Origin of the sequence: Hydrogenophaga sp. (assembly GCF_031426985.1) — a bacterium.
GTDB lineage: Bacteria > Pseudomonadota > Gammaproteobacteria > Burkholderiales > Burkholderiaceae_C > Hydrogenophaga.
This window is the reverse complement of the sequence record NZ_JASJOY010000238.1, coordinates 1-14,348: the sequence shown is the minus strand read 5'-3', so window position 1 is coordinate 14,348 and position 14,348 is coordinate 1. Positions and strand designations below refer to the sequence as shown.

General features: G+C 68.4%; 16 protein-coding genes and 1 pseudogene. 3 read left to right on the top strand and 14 right to left on the bottom strand.

Translation table 11 applies throughout. The features are described 5' to 3' along the window. Positions 1 to 2: 2 nt before the first annotated feature. The 11 genes from RMP09_RS23705 to RMP09_RS23655 form a co-directional block, all read right to left on the bottom strand. Positions 3 to 356 carry a DsrE family protein gene (locus tag RMP09_RS23705; RefSeq protein WP_310568435.1) on the bottom strand — a complete coding sequence of 118 codons (354 nt, stop codon included), beginning with the start codon at positions 354 to 356 and terminating at the stop codon, positions 3 to 5. A gap of 16 nt (positions 357 to 372) precedes the next feature. Then, a complete protein-coding gene (locus RMP09_RS23700) occupies positions 373 to 633 on the bottom strand; it encodes a hypothetical protein (RefSeq protein WP_310568434.1) in 261 nt (86 codons plus the stop codon). 311 nt (positions 634 to 944) lie between these two features. Then, positions 945 to 2,000 (bottom strand): DMT family transporter, encoded by a 1,056-nt coding sequence (locus tag RMP09_RS23695; protein WP_310568433.1) that lies wholly within the window; start codon positions 1,998 to 2,000, stop codon positions 945 to 947. Positions 2,001 to 2,133: 133 nt separating this feature from the next. Further along, positions 2,134 to 2,673 (bottom strand): hypothetical protein, encoded by a 540-nt coding sequence (locus RMP09_RS23690; RefSeq protein WP_310568432.1) that lies wholly within the window; start codon positions 2,671 to 2,673, stop codon positions 2,134 to 2,136. 222 nt (positions 2,674 to 2,895) lie between these two features. Then, positions 2,896 to 3,945 carry a cytochrome D1 domain-containing protein gene (locus RMP09_RS23685; RefSeq protein ID WP_310568431.1) on the bottom strand — a complete coding sequence of 350 codons (1,050 nt, stop codon included), beginning with the start codon at positions 3,943 to 3,945 and terminating at the stop codon, positions 2,896 to 2,898. A 167-nt stretch (positions 3,946 to 4,112) separates the two neighbouring features. After that, positions 4,113 to 4,601 (bottom strand): hypothetical protein, encoded by a 489-nt coding sequence (locus RMP09_RS23680; RefSeq protein WP_310568430.1) that lies wholly within the window; start codon positions 4,599 to 4,601, stop codon positions 4,113 to 4,115. A gap of 153 nt (positions 4,602 to 4,754) precedes the next feature. Continuing rightward, complete coding sequence (locus tag RMP09_RS23675) at positions 4,755 to 5,249, bottom strand: c-type cytochrome (protein ID WP_310568429.1); 495 nt, start codon at positions 5,247 to 5,249, stop codon at positions 4,755 to 4,757. After that, entirely contained in the window at positions 5,249 to 5,599 is a 351-nt protein-coding gene (locus RMP09_RS23670) for a copper-binding protein (RefSeq protein ID WP_310568428.1), read from the bottom strand. The genes RMP09_RS23675 and RMP09_RS23670 overlap by 1 nt, the downstream gene beginning before the upstream one ends. 65 nt (positions 5,600 to 5,664) lie before the next feature. After that, positions 5,665 to 6,156 (bottom strand): cupredoxin family protein, encoded by a 492-nt coding sequence (locus tag RMP09_RS23665; RefSeq protein WP_310568427.1) that lies wholly within the window; start codon positions 6,154 to 6,156, stop codon positions 5,665 to 5,667. Between the two features lie 84 nt (positions 6,157 to 6,240). Next, the gene (locus RMP09_RS23660) at positions 6,241 to 7,626 is read right to left on the bottom strand and encodes a copper oxidase (protein ID WP_310568426.1); all 1,386 of its coding nucleotides are present in this window, start codon (positions 7,624 to 7,626) and stop codon (positions 6,241 to 6,243) included. A 24-nt stretch (positions 7,627 to 7,650) separates the two neighbouring features. Then, a complete protein-coding gene (locus RMP09_RS23655) occupies positions 7,651 to 8,766 on the bottom strand; it encodes a hypothetical protein (protein ID WP_310568425.1) in 1,116 nt (371 codons plus the stop codon). 146 nt (positions 8,767 to 8,912) lie between these two features. Between RMP09_RS23655 and RMP09_RS23650 the strand changes: the two genes are divergently transcribed. Together RMP09_RS23650 and RMP09_RS23645 are read left to right on the top strand one after the other, a co-directional pair. Further along, positions 8,913 to 9,599, top strand: a complete 687-nt coding sequence (locus tag RMP09_RS23650) for a heavy metal response regulator transcription factor (protein ID WP_310568424.1) — start codon at positions 8,913 to 8,915, stop codon at positions 9,597 to 9,599. After that, a complete protein-coding gene (locus RMP09_RS23645) occupies positions 9,599 to 11,008 on the top strand; it encodes a heavy metal sensor histidine kinase (RefSeq protein ID WP_310568423.1) in 1,410 nt (469 codons plus the stop codon). The genes RMP09_RS23650 and RMP09_RS23645 overlap by 1 nt, the downstream gene beginning before the upstream one ends. A gap of 63 nt (positions 11,009 to 11,071) precedes the next feature. Here RMP09_RS23645 and RMP09_RS23640 read toward each other — a convergent pair whose 3' ends face one another. From RMP09_RS23640 to RMP09_RS23630, 3 genes are all read right to left on the bottom strand, one after another. Then, a complete protein-coding gene (locus tag RMP09_RS23640; RefSeq protein ID WP_310568422.1) occupies positions 11,072 to 11,626 on the bottom strand; it encodes an NUDIX hydrolase in 555 nt (184 codons plus the stop codon). A 70-nt stretch (positions 11,627 to 11,696) separates the two neighbouring features. Then, entirely contained in the window at positions 11,697 to 12,758 is a 1,062-nt protein-coding gene (locus RMP09_RS23635; protein WP_310568421.1) for a TRAP transporter substrate-binding protein, read from the bottom strand. 152 nt (positions 12,759 to 12,910) lie between these two features. Continuing rightward, entirely contained in the window at positions 12,911 to 13,606 is a 696-nt protein-coding gene (locus RMP09_RS23630; protein WP_310568420.1) for a fumarylacetoacetate hydrolase family protein, read from the bottom strand. 101 nt (positions 13,607 to 13,707) lie between these two features. On the opposite strand from RMP09_RS23630, the pseudogene RMP09_RS23625 reads away from it, so the two are divergent. Continuing rightward, positions 13,708 to 14,348: pseudogene (locus tag RMP09_RS23625) on the top strand (thymidine phosphorylase); the annotation flags it as partial.

The window sequence follows — 14,348 nt, the reverse complement described above, 5'->3', positions numbered from 1 at the left end:
TTTCAGAAGACCAGGACCTGGTCGGCCTCGGCGGTCCAGTCGGCCAGCTGGGCCAGCGTCGAACGCTGGGCGCCGCTCACCATGTCCGATGTGCTCAGACCGCGCGCGTCCATGCAGGTGCCGCACAGCGCCACCTCGCCTTTGCGCAGCACCTTGCCCAGCATGAGCTGCACGTTGTAGTAACCCTCGGGCACTTTCTGCCCGGCCTTGGCGCAGCCCACGGCATCGGCCATGAGGAACACGCGCACCCGCACGCCGTCTTTGGCGGTCATGGCGCCGGCCAGCCGCAGGCCGTTGTAGGCCCGCTCGTTGCCGTAGGGGGCGTCGTTGAGGATGAACAGCAGGTGGTGATCCATGAGGTGCTCCAGTCCATCAGCGGCGGTCGATCCCGCTCGCCAGTGGCAGGCCCGGGGCCCGCCCCTCGGTGAGGCCATCGAAGGTCTTGCGGGCGCGGTCGCCCTGCTCGCGCAGCAGCTTCAGCGCTGCATCGGACAGGAGGCAGAAATGCCCGCGGCGGTCGGCGACGATGTCGACGTCCCGGGGGATCACGGCCAGCCGCTGCGGACTGGCCAATACCTGCCCGACGCGGGCGACCGGTTCGCACGGGATGTCTTGGAGCAGCCGATGGTTCATGATCAACATTCTAACGATCATTGGAATGTTGGCGCAATGGGGTGTTCCCAACACACCGGTGGCACCCGGTGTCTGCGTGGCGATGAAGCGGTGGTGTCAGGAGCACTGCGGCAACCCGTCCCGCAACCGTGCAGGTGGTGTTCGGGCTGCGCGGGCCGTCACGCGGGCAGGGGTGCGGTGGTGGGGCTGATCACCGGGACACCGTGGAAGAGGGCGTTCACCGGCGGCCCGAGCAATGCCGCAGGGGGCCGGCGGGGCGCATCCGGCGGGGCATCCCGCCGCGCCGACCGGCCCGGGCCGGTCCATGCCTTTCAATGCCTGTGCGTGTGGTGCGCGTCGGGCCCGTGCGGGTGGCTGTGGTGCAGGGGGGCGTGCACATGCCGGTGGCTGTGCGGGCCGGCGGGCATGGGGTCGTGACGGTGCAGGTGGTGTCCATCGTCGTGGCGGTGTGCGTGTTCGTGCTCCAGCGGCTCGTGTTCGTGTTCGTGGCGGTGGTCTTCGAGCAGGTGCAGCACCACACCGCCCACCATGAACAGGCCGCCGACGAACAGCAGCGCACCGGGCGGTCGCTCGCCCAGCGCGAAGGCGCCCAGCGCGCCGATGAAGGGCGCGAAGGCGAACACCGACCCGGTGCGCGCCGCGCCGAACTGCCGCTGCGCCAGCAAATAAAAGCGCAGGCTCAGGCCGTAGCCGCTGGCGCCCACGGCCAGCAGTGCCAGCGCGGCCGTCTGGCTGGGCAGCGGCTCGCCCCGCAGCAGCGCGACCCCGGTGGTGACCAGGGCCCCCAGCGCCGCCTTGGCCAGCACCACCTGGCCCGGGTCGCGTTCGGCCACGCCACGCGAGAGGGTGTTGTCCACCCCCCAGGCCACGGTGGCCAGCGCCACCGCCAGCAGACCCAGCAACTGCACCTGGCCGGCCAGGCCCTGGTCGATCACCAGCAGCACACCCCCGGCGAGCAGGAGCGCCACGGCGGTCTTGACACGTGCGTCCAGGGTCTCGCCATACCAGCGCCAGGCCAGCACCGCGGTGAACACGGCTTCGAGCGTGAGCAGCAACGAGGCGCTGGCGCCGCTGGTGCGCTGCAGGCCCCAGGCCAGCGCCACCGGCCCCAGCACCGCACCGGCCAGCACCATGGCCAGCAGGCGCGGCGCATCGCTGCGCTGCAAGGGGGCTTCGCGGTGGGCACCCCGGCGCTGCACGAGCGCCACCGCCGCCGCGCCGGCATACAGCAGCGCCGCGGTGGTGAACGGTCCCAGCCCCTGGCCGAAGCGCTGCACCAGCGGCGTGCTCAGGCCGAACAGGGCAGCGGCCAGCAGGGCCAGCAGGCCGCCGCGCAGCACGGGTGATCCGATGGGGCGGTTGTTCATGCCCGGCGCCCCGTTGTGTTGGGCGCCACCGGCAGGGGCAACGCCCTGCGGGCGGATGGGGCGATGGGAGTGAGGGCGTGTGCGGAGGTCATGCAGGTGGCGGCTGTCGGAACACCTATTGTGCGGGCGGCGGTCACGTGCGGGCCCCGTGCCGGCGGCGCCACACCACCACGGCCAAGGCGGCCAGGGCCAGGTAATTCACGACCATGAACCCGGGCGTGTTCCAGGCCAGCCCATCAAAGCCCCAATCGGTCAGGGGATAGAAAACCGGCGAAGGATAGAAGTCCGCGGAATGGGTGAAGACATCGATCACGATGTGCGACCACCAGCCCAGCAGGGGGATCCACAGGCGCCCGATCCACAGCCAGAGCAGCGCGGTCACCCCACCCGCCACCAGGGCGCTGTGCATCACGCAATGCAGGTGGTGGGTCAGCGCCGCCAACCACGGGGACGGGGGCGGTTCGTGGCCCGGCAGCGCCATCGTGTACGACTTCAAGGCGGTCCAGCCGTCCGCGGACCACACCGCCGACACCAGCAGCGGCAGCATCTGCACCACATCGGGCACGACGGCCAGGGCCACCGTCAGCGCCAGCGTGCGGCGGTTCACCGGTCGCGCGTGGTGTGCCCAGGCGAGCCCGAGTCCGGCCCACAAGCCATGCGCGAGGATGTCCATGATCAGACGGTCTGGTGCATTGGGAGGAGGGCGTTGGATGCCCCGGTGGTGTGGCGCGTTCCCGCTGACCGACACCAGGCCCGGACGGCCGCCACGGTGCCGGCCACCCGCGCACAGCCCGGATTCTGTGGCCGGCCGGCCCCGGTGACCACCGGATGATCCCGGGGCGGCGGGGCGGCTGCCCCCCCGTGCTGGGCGACCGTGCGGGCGATGCCTCGCGCCTCAGGGCGCCACGGTGATCCCGTTGGGCTCGCCGCCCACCGGCACGGTGGCCACGGTCTTGCGCGCCTGGATATCGATGACGGACACCGTGTTCGCGTACACGTTGCTCACGAACGCGTACCGGCCGTCGGTGCCGATGGCGACGCCGTGGGCACCTGCACCGGTGCGGATGGTGGCGACGTTCCGGTGGGTGGCGAGGTCGATGACGCTGACCGTCTGGCCGGGTTTCTGGCGCTGGCCCTGGTTGGCCACCAGCAGGCTGCGGCTGTCGGGGGTGGCATAGAGCTGGATCGGCACCTGACCGACCCGGACCTTGCGAACCAGCTTGCGGCCAACGGGGTCGATGAAGGCGATCTGGCCTTCCTGCGACAGCGACACGAAAGCCTGCTTCCCGTCGGGCGAAAACCCCACCTGCGCCGGGCCTTTGCCCACGGCGATCCGGTCGATTTCCTTTCGGCTCCGGGTGTCGAACACCGACACCGTGCCGTCTTTGAGGTTGGCCACGTAGGCCTGTGCGCCGTCCGGGCTCAGGCGGATGCCATGGGGGAATCCGCCGGTGGGCAGCGTGTCGACCACCTTCAGCGCCGTGGTGTCCACCACGCTCAGGGTGTTGTCGCCCCCGTTGGTGACGTAGGCCAGCCGACCGTCGGCCGACAAGACCACGTGGGCCGGATGCCGGCCGACGGTGACGCGGGCCACCACCTGGTCGGAGGCGGTGTCGATGGCCCAGACCTCGCCGGCGGTCGCCATGGCGCCGTGACCGCCAGCCGAGGCCTGTGTGTGCGCCGCGTGATCGGTCGCGTGCTGGGGCAGGCCGTTGTTGGTGACCCAGACCCGTTGTCCATCGGGTGAGGCCTGGACGTTGTGCGGGCCCGATCCCACCACGATGGCGGTCAGTGGTTTGAAGCTGCTCCCGTCGATCACGCTGACCGTGCCCGAAGCTTCGTTGGCCACGTAGACCTTGCGGTCCGCAGCCTGTGCGGACCATCCAGTGGCCAGCCAGAGCGCGGGGGCCAACGCCAGCAACCTGGCCCATTCAAATCTGTTCATGTGTTCATCTCCGTTGATTGGGCGGGGCTTTTCGGCCCGGGCGCGCGCAGGCGGGCCCGATCGGACCGGTGCTCACCGCCGCCCGTGCGTGAAGGCTGGCGCACCAGCCCGTGTGAAACGAAAGGGGAATGCAGGCGGGCCACGGCCAGGCGCATGGCCTGCCAGGCTCACTTGGCCGGCGGGGTGGCCGGCATGCGCTGCGCCATCATGTCCATCATGTTTTGCATCATGCCCATGCACAGCTCCATCGACGGCTGGTGCTGCGCGGGGTCCATGGGAGCCGCCCCGGCACGGGCCTTTCCACCCATGCCGCCCATGCCACCCATGCCACCCATGCCACCCATGTGTTTCATCATGGCCATGCCTTCCTGCATGGCCTTCATCTGATCGGCCATCAAGGCCTCGCGCTCGGCCGGCGTCTGGGCGGCGGCGAAGCGGTTGTGCAGCGTCTGCAGGGTGGCCATGTGCTCGCGCATGCGCTGCTGCATCTGCGGCATGGCGGGCGGCGCCTGCTCGGTGGTCGGGGGGGCCGCGGGGGCCGCTGCGCTGGCCGGCTCGGGGTGGTGCTGGGTGTGATCAGCCGCCGTTTGCGCGGCCGCGATGCACGTGAGGCTGAGGGCGGCCGCGCCCACAACGGCTGAGATCCACTTGGACATGTCGATTTCCTTTCATGACATCAAGGCGGCAATGGCGCCGGGCTGTGGCGCGGCGGTCTGCGGTCCCCGGGGCGGGGTGCGCAGCCGTCCAGCCATGGTGTCACTGTAGAAAGGGCGCTGCGTCGAAAAGATGACGCGGGCATGACAAAAATGTCAGGAACCGTTTTGCGCCTCCCGCGCTTGCCGGTTGATGCTGTCGTGGTCGGCCTGCACCCGGGCGGGCCATTGCGACTTGATCCAGGACAGCACCGCCACGATCTGCGCATCGCTGAGCGTGCCGCCGTATGCGGGCATGTTGGACGCGTAGCCCTCGATGCCCACCGCTTTGGCCACCCCTTGCTGGGTGATGCGAAACAGCAGTTCGTCGGGGTGGTGCCAGGTGTGGCCGGTTTCGTCGTGCGGGGGGGCCGGCAGGCGCCCATCGGCACCCCGATCGCGCCAGTGGGCCTGTCCCTCCCGGTGGACGCCGTGGCAGCTGGCGCACTGGGCTGCATAGATGTTCCGCCCCTGCTCCAGCAGCTGTGCATCGTCTGTGCGCAGCAGGGCCACGGGGGGCGCTGCAGCGCCCGGCCACAGCGCCCACGCCGCCACCACCCCGGCGAGCGCGAGGCCCGTGGCGGCCAGCAGCACCCAGCGGGATCGGGACATCACCGGGCCGGCTGGATGTCGGTCACCACCATCCGGCCGTTCTCGCGGACCGCCATGAACCGGACCTTGGCGCCCACCGACACCGCATCCAGCAAGGCCTTGTCCTTGACCACGAACACCATGGTCATGCCGGGCATGTCCATGTGTTTGATCTCCCCGTGCCGCAGGGTGATCTTGCCCGCGTCCTTGTCCACTTTCCTGACCTCCCCGTCGGTCATCTCCGGCGCGGCGGCCATGCCCGTCGGGCTGTTGTGGTCCATGCCCGTCTGTGCGAATGCTGGCGTGACCGCCCAGCACGGCAGGGCCAGGGCTGCAGCGGCCCATGCGGCGCGAAATGGAAATGTGTTCATGCAATGCTCCTTCTGGGGTTCCAGCCCCGCAACCGCCACCCAGGCGGCACCAGGGCTGTGTGTGCTTATTTCGCCGCGACCTTGACCTGGCCCTTCATGCCGGCGTCGAAGTGCCCCACGTGCAGGCAGGCGAAGTCCACCGCGCCGGCGTGGGTGAATTTCCAGATCACCTCACCCCGCTGGCCGGGCGCGAGCGAGACCTTGTTGGGTTCGTCGTGCTCCATGTCGGGGAATTTCTTCATCACCTCGTAGTGCTCCAGCAGTTCCTGCTGCGTGCCCAGGCTGAACTCGTGTTTGACGCTGTCGGTGTTGCGGAGCACGAAGCGGACCGTTTCACCGGCCTTGACGCGGATGTCCGAGGGCTTGAACCGCATCCCGCTGACCATGTCCACCTCCACCGTGCGACGGACCTGGGCGGCCACCCCGGGCTGTCCGATCGGCGATTCGTGGTGCCCGCCGGCGTGGTTGCCGCCGGCGGTGGCTACGGTGGCGGCCAGCGCCAAGCCGCCGGCCAACAGGGCGGTGCGAGTAAGGCAGAAGGATCGTGCGAATTTCATGGGTGCTCTTTCAATGACGGGGCTGATGACGGGGAAGGGGCGGTGGGAAGGGGGGACAACGCCGCCGGGTGCGGCGGCGCGGTTTCAGTGGGACATGCCATGGGCCGTGGGTTTGACGGCGGTGGCCGATGCCGGTGGCGCATCGGTGCTGCCCAGGGGGCGGGGGGCTGGCGGCGGTGTGCCATTCCATTCGTAGGCCACCGTGCCCTCGGGGAACTTGTATGGCCCCGGGTCTTTGTAGTCGCCGGGCTTCTGGTCCTTGCGCACCTTGAACACCGAGAACATGCCGCCCATCTCCAGCGGGCCGAAGGGGCCGTTGCCGGTCATCATGGGCGCGGTGTTGTCGGGGATCGGCATCTGCATCTCGCCCATGTCGGCCATGCCGCGTTCGCCCATCAGCATGTAGTCGGGCGCGACTTTCTGGATCTTGCCGACCAGACCGCGGTGGTCGACGCCGATCGTGGTCGGCACGTCGTGGCCCATGGCGTTCATGGTGTGGTGGCTCTTGTGGCAGTGCAGGGCCCAGTCGCCTTCTTCGTCGGCGATCAGCTCGATCTGGCGCATCTGCCCCACGGCCACGTCGGTGGTCACCTCGGGCCAGCGCGCGCCGGGCGGGACCGGGCCGCCGTCGGTGCCCGTGACCTGGAATTCGTGCCCATGCAGGTGGATCGGGTGGTTGGTCATGGTGAGGTTGCCGACGCGGATGCGCACCCGGTCGCCCAGCCGCACGTTCAGGCTGTCGATGGCCGGGAACACGCGGCTGTTCCAGCACCAGATGTTGAAGTCGGTCATGGTGTTGACCTGGGGCGTCTTGCTGCCGGGCTCGACGTCGAACGCGTTGAGCAGGAAGCAGAAATCGCGGTCCACCGCGCTGATGTGCGGGTGTTTGGCCTTGGGGTGGGTGATCCACAGGCCCATCATGCCCATGGCCATCTGCACCATCTCGTCGGCGTGCGGGTGGTACATGAAGCTGCCAGGGCGGCGCGCCTCGAACTCGTACACATAGGTCTTGCCCACAGGAATCTGCCGCTGCGTCAGGCCACCGACGCCGTCCATGCCGCAGGGCAGGCGCTGGCCGTGCCAGTGCACGGTGGTGTGTTCGGGCAGTTTGTTGGTCACGAAGATGCGCACCCGGTCGCCTTCGACCACCTCGATGGTGGGGCCCGGGCTCTGACCGTTGTAGCCCCACATGTTGACCTTGAAGCCGGGCGAGACTTCGCGCACCACCGGCTCGGCCACCAGGTGGAACTCCTTGACGCCGTTGTTCATGCGCCAGGGCAGGGTCCAGCCGTTGAGCGTGACCACCGGGTTGTAGGGCCGGCCGGTGGTCGGGATCAGCGGCGGCGCGGTGTCCACGGAGGTCTGGATCACCGGCTCGGGCAAGCCCGCCAGCGCGGAGCGGGCCACGGCCAGGCCGGCCACCGAAGCGGCGGCGCCGGCAAAAAACTGTCGTCGGGAAGCGGTGTTCATGTCGAGATGTTCCTGTCGTGCCGGTCAGTGCGCGGCGGCCGTGGGGGCTTGTTCGCCACCGGCCAGTGAGACGAAGCGGTCGGGTGTGCCACCCTGCAGGACCCATTGCAGGTCGGTCTGGGCGATCCAGAAGTCGCGCTGCGCAGCGATGGCGTCGGCCGTGGCCTGCGCCTGGTTGAGGGTTTCGTCCAGCAGGTCCCACACGCTCTTGAGCATGCCGTTGTAGTGCAGCACCGTTTCTTCGGTGATGAACGTCCGTTCCTTGAGCACCACGTCGCGGCTGTCCAGCGCCAGGGCGTGCGCGGTCTGATAGGCCGCGATGGCGGTTGGGGCCAGCGCCTTGTTGCGCCGCTGCTCGGCCGCGGGCAGTTGCGCCTGGATGGCCGACGCGCGCTGCTGCAGTTCGGCATCGGGCACCGCCGTGGCCGGCACATCGGGCAACCGGTCGGGCAAGGCCAGCGCGGTGTCCACGCCGCTCAGACCCAGCAGGTCGATGAGGCGGGTCTGCGCCTGGGCGGCCGCGAACGACGCCCGCCGCAGATCCATGCGCGCCGAGGCCTCGGCCAATAGCCAGGGCGACAGTTGCAGCCGGCTCCAGTTGCCCACGGCGACCATCCGCTGGCCCAGCTCGCTCGCGGCCTGCGCCGCTTCCAGCCGGGTTTGCTGGTGGCGCACGGTCTGGCGCGCCGCGACGGCTTCCAGCCAGGCCTTGCGCGCCTGGGCGGCGACTTCCAGCAGCTCACCCATGTCGTCCACCCGGCGCTGCAGGCTGGGGTCCAGGGCCTCCCAGCGTCCGCTGGCGATGGCCTGCACGTTCTGCGGCCCCAGGCGCGACTGCACCCGGGCCAGTTCGGGGTGGGGCAGCCAGGCCCGGCTCACCGCATCGTCCAGGGTGGGCACCGCGGTGCCTGGCACTGCGGCCTCCGGGGCCTGCTGCGAGGCGGGATGAGCCCGCTCCCATTTGAGAACGTCCGCATGCCCGCGCGGGTAAGCGCCCACGGCGTCGTTGGCCTGGCGCCAGTCCGACGGCTGCGTGGGGGATGGTGGCGTCTGCTGCGCGGACAGGGCCAGCGGCAGCAGCACGAGCACACCAGCCGCCAGCCGGGCTGCGCTGGCTTGAACAGAGGGGGGCCATTTCACGGGTGTCGCTCCTTTTTTGATGCAGATCAAGCGGGCTGGATTCTGCGGGCACCAGTCCGTCGACTGCCTGTCGGGCGGATTACAAAAATGTCATCTTGCTCCAGCCGGTCTGTTGCGCAGGCAAACTACCCGCCAGGAGCGATGCCGTGAAGATTCTGATTGTTGAAGACGAGCCCAAAGCCGGGGACTATTTGCGCCAGGGCCTGCGCGAGGCGGGCTATGTGGTGGACCTGGTGGACAACGGCGTGGACGGCCTGCACCAGGGCCTGGAGGGTGACCACGACCTGCTGATCCTCGACGTGATGCTGCCCGGCATGAACGGCTGGGACATCCTCAAGCGGCTGCGCAGCGAGGGCCGCACGATGCCGGTGCTGTTCCTCACGGCGCGCGACCAGGTGGAAGACCGCGTGAAGGGGCTGGAGCTGGGGGCCGACGACTACCTGGTCAAACCGTTTTCGTTTGCCGAACTGCTGGCCCGGGTGCGCATCATCCTGCGCCGTGGCCGGGGGAACCAGGAAGCCACCACGATCCAGGTGGCCGATCTGGAACTGGACCTGCTGCGCCGACGGGTCACGCGCGCGGGCAAGCGCATCGACCTGACCGCCAAAGAGTTCGGTTTGCTGGAACTGCTGATGCGGCGCCAGGGGGAAGTTTTGCCGCGCTCGCTGATCGCCTCGCAGGTCTGGGACGTGAACTTCGACAGCGACACGAATGTGATCGAGGTGGCCATGAGGCGGCTCAGGGCCAAGGTCGACGAAGGCTTTGAACCGCGCCTGATCCAGACGGTGCGGGGCATGGGCTATGTGCTCGAAGCCCCCGAGGCCCCGCGCTGATGCTGGGCCGCATCTCGCTGACCGCGCGGTTGACCGCCCTGTACACCCTGGTGTCGGCGGTGGTTCTGGTCGGGCTGGGGGCGCTGGTGGTCATGGCCACCGAGCGCCATTTCGTCGAGCTGGACCGGGACTTTCTGAAAGACAAGATCGCGCTGATCCAGAAGATCGTCCAGGCCTCGGGTCCTGGGGCGCCGCTGGTACCTCAGCTCAGCGGTGTGCTGGCCAGCCACCAGGGGCTCTTCATCGAGCTGCGCCAGGGGGAGCAGGTGGTTTTTGCCACTCGGGAAGGTGTGTTCCCGCCGTCGGCGGTGGGGGCAGCGGCGGCCCCTGACCAGCCGACCGACTGGCGTGTGGGCGGGCAGACGCTGCGCGGCATGCGGGCGCTGGTGGAGGCTCCGGCTGCGCAGACACCCCTGCAGATTCTGGTGGCGCTGGACACCGCGCACCACGCGCACTTCATGCACAAGCTGGTGCAGACGCTGGCCCTCTACCTGCTGGCCGCCATTTCGCTCAGCGGCTTGCTGGGCTGGTGGGCCGCGCGCAACGGGCTGAGCCCGCTGCGCACCATGAAGGAACGCGCGCAGGCCGTCACCGGCCAGCGGCTGGACCAGCGCATGCCTGTTGAGACGGTGCCGGTGGAATTTGCCGAACTGGCGCAAAGCCTGAACACCATGCTGGAGCGGCTGCAGGCGGATTTCGCCCGCCTGCAGGATTTCTCCAGCGACCTGGCGCACGAGCTGCGCACGCCGATCAACAACCTGCTGACCCAGACCCAGGTGTCCTTGGCGCAGAAGCGGGAGGCGAGCGTCTACCAGGACATCCTCGCCTCCAACGCCGAAGAGTTCCAGCGCCTGGCGCGCATGGTGTCCGACATGCTGTTTCTGGCCAAGACGGCGCACGGCATCGAACTGCCCCACCCGGAGGCGATCTGGCTGGACCAGGAGGCGCGGGCGCTGTTCGACTTCTACGATGCGGTGGCCGACGACAAGGGCATCCGCCTATCGATCACCGGTCAGGCACGGGTCATGGGGGACCGTCTGATGATCCGTCGCGCCATCGGCAACCTGCTGTCGAACGCCCTCCGGCATTCCACTGCCGATGCGGAGGTGACGGTAACGATCGAAGAGCAGGATGGCACCGCCACGCTGTGTCTCAACAACCGGGGGGAGACCATCGCGCCGGAGGCCTTGCCGCGTTTGTTCGACCGCTTCTTCCGGGTGGACAGGTCGCGCAGCCACCCGGACTCAGATGGCGCGGGCCTGGGCCTGTCGATCACCAAAGCGATCATGCTGGCCCACGGGGGCGAGGTCTCCGTCACCTCGGTCGATGGCCTGACGTCCTTCTGTCTCGTGTTTCGCAGCCCGCTGGCAGCGCAGGGCGCGGCCATCGGGGACGCCCCGAACGGCTGAGACGGGCCGTCGATCCCTGCCACGCGCGGTCTGTGGTCCCTGGGCGGGGACCAGCGCGGCGCTTCAGTCGATGTCCATCACATGCATGCCGAAGCTGCCCCGGCGGCGGTCCGCAAAATATTGGGTCAGCGTCTCGCGCACGGTGCGAAAGGCGATCTCGTCCCAGGGGATCTGGTCCTCTGTGAACAGGCGGGCTTCCATGGTTTCGGTGCCCGGGTTGAAGCGGTCGCTGAGCAGCCGGGCGCGGTAGTACAGGTGCACCTGGCCGACGCGGGCGACGTTCATGAGGGTGAACAGCTCGCCCAGTTCGATCTGGGCACCGGCTTCTTCGTCCGTCTCGCGTGCGGCGCCCTGGGCGGTGGTTTCGCCCAGTTCCATGAAACCGGCGGGCAGGGTCCATTTGCCTTTGCGCGGCTCGATGTTGCGCTTGCACAGCAACACGAATTCGCCCGCGGCACCCCACACCGGCACGGTGCCCACCACGTTGAGCGGATTTTCGTAGTGGATGGTCTGGCAGACGGTGCAGACCGCCCGGGGTTTGGTGTCGCCGTCATCGGGCAGGCGGTAGGTGACGGGCGATCCGCACTCGCGGCAGTGTTTGATCGGTAGGCGCTGCATCGTGGCAGTGTAGGGGCAAACAAAAAGGGGCTCCGCGGAGCCCCTGGATGCCGGTGCCGGGTGCTGCCGATCAGGCTTTCTTGGCCGACGCGGCCTTGCCGTGCTTGTCGATCAGGGCTTTGGCGGTGTCGAACAGCTTTTTGCCGTTGAAGCCGCGTTTGTCCATGTCCTGCATCCATTCCACTTCCACCAGGCGGGCCTTGCGCTTGAATTCCTGCGCGTCGGTCGCCGGTATGGTGTGGATGGTGTTGCCCAGCTTGACCGCTGCCGCGCGGCCGGGAATGTCGCCGCTTTGTTGCACCTTGCCGAGCCAGGCCGAGGTTTCGATGCCGGAGTTCTTGTCGATGATGGCGCGCAGGTCGGGTGCCAGCGAGTTGTACTTGGCCTTGTTCATGGCCATGATGAAGGTGGTGGTGTAGAGCGCGCCGCCGGCGGGGTCGAACTCGCTGTGGAACTTGGTCAGCTCCTGCACCTTCACGGCCGGCACCACCTCCCAGGGGATCACGCAGCCGTTGATCACGCCCTTGGACAGCGCGTCGGGGATCTGTGGCAGCGGCATGCCCACCGGGGTGGCGCCCAGATAGCCCAGCATCTTGGTGATCTGGCGGGTGGGGCCACGCACCTTGGATCCGCGCAGGTCTTCGGCCGTTTTGATGAGTTTGTCGCGCATGTGGAACATGCCGGGGCCGTGCACCTGCAGCGCCAGCGGCTGCACGTCCTTGAACTCGTCCGGGGCCATGGTCATGGTGTATTCCCAGAAGGCCCGCGAAGTGGCTTCTGCGTTGTTCATCATGAACGGCAGTTCGAACACCTCGATGCGCGGGAAGCGGCCAGGCGTGTTGCCGGGCAGGGTCCAGACGATGTCGACCACGCCGTCCTTGGCCTGGTCGTACAGCTGCATCGGCGAACCGCCCAGCTGCATGGCCGGGTAGGCCTCGAACTTGATGCGGCCGTCCGAGTCCTTGGTCACCTTGTCCATCCAGGCCTTGTTCATGTTCAGCCACACGTTGGACTGCGGCGCCATGAAAGTGTGGAACTTGAGCGTGACGCTTTGCTGGGCAAAGCCGATCAGGGCGGGGGCGCCCAGGGCCAGGGCGGCGCCGGACTGGAGCAGGGTTCTGCGTGGGATCATGGCGGTGCGGTCTCCTGTGAGGGGGCGGTCAGACACGGGGCCGAGTATCGCGCCCCGGTTTCGCACGGCCACGGGTGTAACCCTCGGTTGAGACCGAAACGGTGCGCGGGTGTGACGGAAGTCGTGCCGCTCACACCATCGCTCACACCTTCTCAGTCCACCTGCACGGTGATGCCGGTCAGGCCGTCGATGCCGCCGGTCATGGTGTCGCCGCGGACCACGGCGGCCACGCCTTCGGGCGTGCCGGTGTAGATCAGATCGCCGGGCTGCAGTTCCCAGGCCTGGGACAGGTGCTCGATGGTCTCGGCGATGTTCCAGATCAGCTTGGACACCTGGCTGCGCTGGCGGTCCCGGCCGTTGACCTGGACCCAGATGGCGGCGTTGGTGATGTCGCCGGCCTGGGCGGCTGGCGTGATGGGGCCGATGGGTGCGGACTGGTCGTAGCCCTTGCCGATGCACCAGGGGCGGCCCTGCTTTTTCATCTCGTTCTGCAGGTCGCGGCGCGTCATGTCAAGGCCCACGGCGTAGCCGAAGATGTGCTGATGAGCGTCCGCGGCCCGGATGTTGCGGCCGCCCGTGCCGATGGCAACCACGAGTTCGATCTCGTGGTGCAGGTTGGCCGTGAGCGTGGGGTAGGGAATGTGGGCCGTCTGGCCCGCGTCGGCCACCACGATGGCGTCGGCCGGCTTGAGGAAGAAGAACGGGGGCTCACGCCCGGTGAAGCCCATCTCCTTGGCGTGCTCTTCGTAGTTGCGGCCCACGCAGTAGATGCGGTGGACCGGGAAGCGCTCGGCGCGACCCAGAACGGGAACCGAGACCACGGGCGGGGGGGTGAAAACGTAGCTCATGCAGACCTTTCGGACGGGATGGAGTGGGCGCACAAGTATAGGGAGCGGTGCGGGGTGCGACAGGCGCGCGAGCGGCGTCTGCGCAGGTGTATCGTGTGCGCATGGAGACTGCAGAACCCCGTGCGGCGAACGACGCCGTGAAAGCGCCCCCGCAAGGCCTGACACTCAAACGCGTGGCCATCGACACCTGGCGCGAGAACGTGGCCTACCTGCACCGCGACTGCGCGGTGGTGCGGGCGGAGGGCTTCCAGGCCTTGTCCAAAGTGGAGGTGCGGGCCAACGGCAAGCGCATCCTGGCCACGCTCAACGTGGTGGACGACGTGGCCATCGTCGGCTGTGGCGAACTGGGCGTGTCAGAAGACGCGTTCGCGCAACTGGCCGTGCCCGACGGGCATCCCGCCTCGGTGTCGCAGGCCGAGCCGCCGGCCTCCATGCCAGCGCTGTTTCGCAAGATCAACGGCGAGCGGCTGGGCAGCGAAGACTTCCGAGCCATCATCGGCGACATCGCCCAGCACCGCTATTCCAAGATCGAACTGACCGCCTTTGTGGTGGCCTGCAACCGCAGCGAGCTGGACCGCGAAGAGGTGTTCTTCCTCACCGAGGCCATGGTCGCCACCGGCCGCCGGCTGGACTGGCAGCAGCCCCTGGTGGTGGACAAACACTGCATCGGCGGCATCCCGGGCAACCGCACCTCGATGCTGGTGGTGCCCATCGTCGCGGCCTATGGGCTGGTGTTTCCCAA

What these genes read in the sequence shown, in the direction of transcription:
- RMP09_RS23705 (WP_310568435.1), bottom strand. Translation starts at nt 356, where the DNA reads ATGGATCACCACCTGCTGTTCATCCTCAACGACGCCCCCTACGGCAAC.
- RMP09_RS23700 (WP_310568434.1), bottom strand. Translation starts at nt 633, where the DNA reads ATGAACCATCGGCTGCTCCAAGACATCCCGTGCGAACCGGTCGCCCGC.
- RMP09_RS23695 (WP_310568433.1), bottom strand. Translation starts at nt 2,000, where the DNA reads ATGAACAACCGCCCCATCGGATCACCCGTGCTGCGCGGCGGCCTGCTG.
- RMP09_RS23690 (WP_310568432.1), bottom strand. Translation starts at nt 2,673, where the DNA reads ATGGACATCCTCGCGCATGGCTTGTGGGCCGGACTCGGGCTCGCCTGG.
- RMP09_RS23685 (WP_310568431.1), bottom strand. Translation starts at nt 3,945, where the DNA reads ATGAACAGATTTGAATGGGCCAGGTTGCTGGCGTTGGCCCCCGCGCTC.
- RMP09_RS23680 (WP_310568430.1), bottom strand. Translation starts at nt 4,601, where the DNA reads ATGTCCAAGTGGATCTCAGCCGTTGTGGGCGCGGCCGCCCTCAGCCTC.
- RMP09_RS23675 (WP_310568429.1), bottom strand. Translation starts at nt 5,249, where the DNA reads ATGTCCCGATCCCGCTGGGTGCTGCTGGCCGCCACGGGCCTCGCGCTC.
- RMP09_RS23670 (WP_310568428.1), bottom strand. Translation starts at nt 5,599, where the DNA reads ATGAACACATTTCCATTTCGCGCCGCATGGGCCGCTGCAGCCCTGGCC.
- RMP09_RS23665 (WP_310568427.1), bottom strand. Translation starts at nt 6,156, where the DNA reads ATGAAATTCGCACGATCCTTCTGCCTTACTCGCACCGCCCTGTTGGCC.
- RMP09_RS23660 (WP_310568426.1), bottom strand. Translation starts at nt 7,626, where the DNA reads ATGAACACCGCTTCCCGACGACAGTTTTTTGCCGGCGCCGCCGCTTCG.
- RMP09_RS23645 (WP_310568423.1), top strand. Translation starts at nt 9,599, where the DNA reads ATGCTGGGCCGCATCTCGCTGACCGCGCGGTTGACCGCCCTGTACACC.
- RMP09_RS23640 (WP_310568422.1), bottom strand. Translation starts at nt 11,626, where the DNA reads ATGCAGCGCCTACCGATCAAACACTGCCGCGAGTGCGGATCGCCCGTC.
- RMP09_RS23635 (WP_310568421.1), bottom strand. Translation starts at nt 12,758, where the DNA reads ATGATCCCACGCAGAACCCTGCTCCAGTCCGGCGCCGCCCTGGCCCTG.
- RMP09_RS23630 (WP_310568420.1), bottom strand. Translation starts at nt 13,606, where the DNA reads ATGAGCTACGTTTTCACCCCCCCGCCCGTGGTCTCGGTTCCCGTTCTG.